This is a genomic window from Mesorhizobium sp. M8A.F.Ca.ET.021.01.1.1 (assembly GCF_003998025.1).
In the GTDB taxonomy this organism is placed as follows: domain Bacteria; phylum Pseudomonadota; class Alphaproteobacteria; order Rhizobiales; family Rhizobiaceae; genus Mesorhizobium.
On sequence record NZ_RZSJ01000492.1, the window covers coordinates 1 to 4,794 of the forward strand.

General features: G+C 64.5%; 5 protein-coding genes. All 5 read right to left on the minus strand.

What is annotated here, in order from left to right; translation table 11 throughout:
* Positions 1-203: SDR family NAD(P)-dependent oxidoreductase (locus tag EOA36_RS27990; protein ID WP_245464493.1), on the minus strand; the 203-nt coding region annotated here is incomplete at its 3' end.
* A 31-nt stretch (positions 204-234) separates the two neighbouring features.
* A complete protein-coding gene (locus tag EOA36_RS27995; RefSeq protein ID WP_127280295.1) occupies positions 235-1,638 on the minus strand; it encodes a GH1 family beta-glucosidase in 1,404 nt (467 codons plus the stop codon).
* Positions 1,619-3,271, minus strand: coding sequence for an amino acid ABC transporter permease (locus EOA36_RS28000; protein ID WP_127280296.1), 1,653 nt, complete (start codon positions 3,269-3,271; stop codon positions 1,619-1,621). Before EOA36_RS28000 ends, EOA36_RS27995 begins: the two co-directional genes overlap by 20 nt.
* Before the next feature lie 65 nt (positions 3,272-3,336).
* Complete coding sequence (locus EOA36_RS28005) at positions 3,337-4,083, minus strand: transporter substrate-binding domain-containing protein (protein WP_127280297.1); 747 nt, start codon at positions 4,081-4,083, stop codon at positions 3,337-3,339.
* A gap of 22 nt (positions 4,084-4,105) precedes the next feature.
* Positions 4,106-4,794 (minus strand): substrate-binding domain-containing protein (locus EOA36_RS28010; protein ID WP_189553387.1); only part of this gene is annotated, 689 nt, incomplete at its 5' end.

A 4,794-nucleotide genomic window follows, 5' to 3' on the forward strand; every position in this document is an offset into this window, starting at 1 on the left:
ACGTCCAGCGGCCTGCCACCAAGACGCGTGGCAAGATCCAGAATTGAAGCCGGATCGGCGACGTCGAGGGGGTGGAACTCGATGCGACCCTCGAAAGCTTGGGCCGGATGTGCGCGCCCGCAAGCGATCACCTGCCAGCCTTGTTGGGCGTATTGCCGCGCGAGTTCGCGGCCGAGCCCGCGCGCAGCGCCGGTTATCAGCACGGTCCGGTCGCCTTGCCCTTCTCTAGCCAAGTCAGGCGCTCTTCGCGACGGGCGCGGTCTCCTGCCGGGCGATCATTGCGTAGACGTCGCCGGAATACTTGATGTGGCGCTGCTGCGTCGCGAAATCGACATGGGTGATGCCGAAGGGCGTCGTATAGCCATAGGCCCATTCGAAATTGTCGGTCAGCGTCCAGGCGAAATAGCCGCGCACCGGCACGCCCTCGGCCGCCGCCTTGGCCACCTGCTCGAGATGGTCGACATAATAGGTGGCGCGCAGATCATCCCAGACATGCCCGTCCTTGCCGACGGTTTCCGGCGTCGTGGCGACGCCATTCTCGGAAATGTAGATCGCCGGCGGCGCATAGCGGTCGTTCACGTAGCGCAGGATGTCGTACATGCAGCGCGGCCAGATCTCGTAGTCGACCGCCGAATAAATGCCTTCCGGCTGTACCCGCCGGTAGCTCAGCGGCGCCAGTTCGTCACCCGCCGCGATCACCGAGCGGCGATAGATATTGATGCCGAGATAGTCGAGTGGCGCGGCGATGATCTCGTTGTCTTGTGCGTGGATCGGCGGCAACAGATCGCCGTAAAGCGCCAGCATGTCCTCCGGATACGCACCCTTGAAGACGGCGTCGAGAAACCAGCGGTTCTGGGCGCCGTCGAAGCGCCGTGTCGCGGCGACATCGCGCGGCTCGTCGCTGGCGGCCTCCGCGACGTTGAGATCGAAGACGATGCCGACCTGAGCATCCGCCACCTCGGCCCGGATGACCGGAACGGCCAGGCCATGCGCCAGCAAGGCATGATGACTGGCAGCCACGCCGCCCTTCACTCCGTCCCGGAATCCTGGCGCGTCCTCGCCGGTCGCGTGTCCCGACCAGCAGAACGTCCACGGTTCGTTGAGCGTCGTCCATTTCCTGACACGGTCGCCGAAGCTGCGGGCGGCAAGCCCGGCATAATCGGCGAAGGCGGCGGCTGTTTCCCGGTTGTACCAGCCGCCACGATCCTGCAGCGCCTGCGGCAGGTCCCAATGGTAGAGCGTTGCATAGGGCTCGATACCGGCTTCGAGCAGATCATCGATCAGCCGGTCATAGAAGGCGATGCCCTTGGCGTTGACCTCGCCACGACCTTCGGGAAGAAGCCGCGTCCATGCGAAGGAAAAGCGGTAGGCGCCAAGGCCGAGCGCCTTGAGCACGGCGATATCCTCCTTCCAGCGATGATAGTGGTCGCAGGCGACATCGCCGCTCGAGCCGTCCACGATCGCACCCGGAATGCGGCAGAACCGGTCCCAGATGCTTTCGCCCTTGCCGTCGGCATCAGGCGAGCCCTCGATCTGGTAGGCCGCGGTCGCGGCGCCGAACACGAAGCCCCGGGGAAAGACCAGCCCGGAGGCGCGGGCTTCGAGGGCTCGGCGAGCGTTATCGATGCTTGATGTCATATTTTCTCTCGATGGTGCTGACGAGGCTTGCCGCGGCCAGCGTCAGGAAAATGTAGAAGATGGCGGCTGAGTTGTAGGGCGCGAACGGCAGGAAACTTGCCGATTGGAATTCCCGCATGCGCTGCGTGATGTCGCGGATCGACAGGATCGACAAGAGCGACGTGTCCTTGAGGATGGCGATCAGCTCGTTGCCTAGCGGCGGGATGATGATGCGGAAGGCCTGCGGCAGCACGACCAGCCGGGCGGTACGCCAGCCGTTGAGGCCGAGACTGTGCGCTGCCTCGATCTGGCCCGCCGGGATTGCATTGATGCCGGAGCGGAAGATCTCGGCGAGATAGGCGGAATAGGCGAGCGCCATGGCGGCGATGCCCCGCACCAGGTTCGGCGGATCGACCACGCCCTGCGTCGCGTCCTTGAGCGCTCCGGCGAGCGGCAAGCCGACATAGAGCACGATGACCAGCATCGGGATGCCGCGGATCGTGTCGACGATGAATTCCGACCCGATGGACAGCGGGTGCCTGCGGTGGATATGGCCGCCGAAAGTCAGCAGGCCGAGCACGATCGCGAGCACCGCGATCGTGATGCCGAACGCCTTGTCGCGGTCGTTCAACGCCTCCGTTCGCCACAGCACCTGCAGTCCGTCCGGCGCCATCGCGGCTGGAACGAGCGCAGCACTGACATCAGGGATCTTGCCGATCGCGTCGATCGCCTCCCGCGCGCCCCGAAAGGTGCGCAGCGGCACCTCGTTGTTGTCGGGGCCGCCCGGAAATTGCCCATAGCGGACCGCACCGAGTATGCCGGACGGCGTGCCGGACGTGACCGCGACCTTCCCGGCGAGAGAGCCGACGAGCACGTAGCTGTCGCGCGGCTGAAGCAGGAACCACGTTGCGGCGCAAACCATGAGGATGGTTGCCGCGATGCAGGTCAGGTCGGCCCGCCAGCTGTATTTGAGCTTGAGGAGCCCGACCCAGAGCAGCCCCATCATTGCCGCCAGTATGTAGGCCGCGATAGCGGCGCGGATCGTCGTGGCGACACCCGCGGCGAATGCGATATGCGCGAAAAGCAGGAAAAAGCCCAAGCCCACGCCGTTCACCGCCGCAAGCGCCAAGCGCGCAAAACGCTGCATCGGGTTGCCGGTCTCACGACCGGCGCCGATGAAGAACATACCGAGCGCCACGATCGTCACGCCCAGATAGGCGCGCAACAGCATAGCGGCCTGACCGCGCACCATGAGGTCGGCGGCATCCGTCAATCGCCGTGGCGTGACGCCCTGAACCACCAGGTCGGAGGTGAACGGATCGACCGCGTTCGCCACGACCGATGCCGCGAAGGGATGGACCAGGCCGGTTGTCGCGAGCACCATGGCGGTGGCAAGGCTGATCCCGGCGGCAACGACCGCGAGGCGCGGCGATCTGGACGAGGCGCGCGAGAACACAACCACGGCAAGGCCGGCGATAAACGCGACGGCAAGCGCCAGGAAGCCCGGCACGAAGGCTGACGAGCCATTCTCCACGCCGAGGATGGCGCGAAGCGAGCGCTGGTAGTTAACCGACGAAGCAAAGAGATAGACGATGAACGGCAACGCCGCGACGATGATCAGATTGCTGGGCCGCAGGCGCATGAGAAGCTGCATCCGGTCCCGTCCTCCCGTTCCCATGGCTCCGGCGCCAGGCGCCGGAGCCGAAGTCCTTCAAGCGGCTATTTTGCGCCCCAGTATTTGGCGATCAGCGCGTCGAGGCTGCCGTCGGCCTTGATCGCCTTCAGCCCTTCATTGAACGCGGCGATGTTCTCGTCGCCCTTGCGGAAGACCAGCCCGAGAGGATCGGACTGGAGATTCCTGATCGGCACGACCAGCTCGCCGGCGAATTCCTTTTCATAGGCGGCGGCATTGGCGCCGTTGATGACAACGCCGTCGACGTCCTTGTTCTTCAGCGCGATGACCGAGGCCGCGAAACTGTCGTAAGCGACCACATTGTCCTTGCCGACAATGCTTTCAGCGACCTGCGCGTCGGTGGTGTTGGCCTGCGCCGAGAGCTTCTTGCCTTTCGCCTTGAAGTCATCGATGGATAGACCCTCGTCTTCCACCCGCATGAGCACGGCCTGGCTGTTGACGATGTAAGGGTCGGAGAAATCCATCGCCTTCTTGCGTTCGTCGGTGATGGAGACGCCGGAGGCGACCAGGTCGAAACTGCCCTGGTCGAGGGCGGCGAAGATGCCGTCCCAGCCGGTGGTGACGAATTCGGCCTTGCAGTTGATCTTGCCGCAGACCGCCTTCAGGACGTCGACGTCGAAGCCGACGATCTGGCCGGTCGCCGTGTCGACGCTTTCCATCGGCGGCGCGGTGGTGTCGGAACCGACCTTCAGAACCTTGCCGCCCAGGTCGGCGGCGCTGGTAGCGCCGGCTGTCAGCAGCGCAAGCGCAAGCCCGATCAGGTTTTTCTTCATGCTCTTCCTCCCATTTTGATGGTTAACTGCGGTTTCGCCCGCCTAGATTGTCCGGCTGCCGGCCGATGAGTTCGGGTCTCGACACCAGGGCGAGTTCCGCCGGGTCCTCGCCCGCCATGCGCCGCAGCAGAAACTCGCCGAGCTTGCGGCCGAGAAGCTCGATCGGCTGGTAGAACGTCGTGATCGGCGGAGTGAAATAGGCGCTGACGTTGATGTCGTCATAGGCGATGACGTCGACATCCACCCCGACGCGCCGTTCAAGGCTGCCCAGCGCCGACAGGACGCCCAGCGTGGTGGATTCGTTGATGCAGACCAGGGCGGTTGGCGGATTGGGCAAGCCAAGAAGCCTGAGCGCGCTGTCGCGGCCGAAGCGGGTGGACAGATCGCCGTCGGCCACGAGGTCGATCGACGCGGCAAGACCCGCCTCATGAAAAGCCCGCGAAAATCCATCGATCCTGTCCAGTGCATAGGAAAGACGCCGATCCGCGTTGATCAGGGCGATACGCTCATGTCCGCCCGCGATCAGCCGCGCCGTGGCGGTGAACGCCGCCCATTCATTGTCGACATCGACATGGGCGTAGACGAGGGGCTTGCGGCAACGGCCAAGTGACACGAATGGAAAGCCGCTTTCGAACAGCATGTCGATACGGGGATCATCGGCCAGCACGCCGGAAAAGATCAGGCCGTCGGCCGCGCTCTGGTCGACGATGC

Bases quoted from the DNA above. Each gene is read 5' to 3' on its own strand.
- EOA36_RS27995 (WP_127280295.1), bottom strand. From the start codon at position 1,638: ATGACATCAAGCATCGATAACGCTCGCCGAGCCCTCGAAGCCCGCGCC.
- EOA36_RS28000 (WP_127280296.1), bottom strand. From the start codon at position 3,271: ATGCAGCTTCTCATGCGCCTGCGGCCCAGCAATCTGATCATCGTCGCG.
- EOA36_RS28005 (WP_127280297.1), bottom strand. From the start codon at position 4,083: ATGAAGAAAAACCTGATCGGGCTTGCGCTTGCGCTGCTGACAGCCGGC.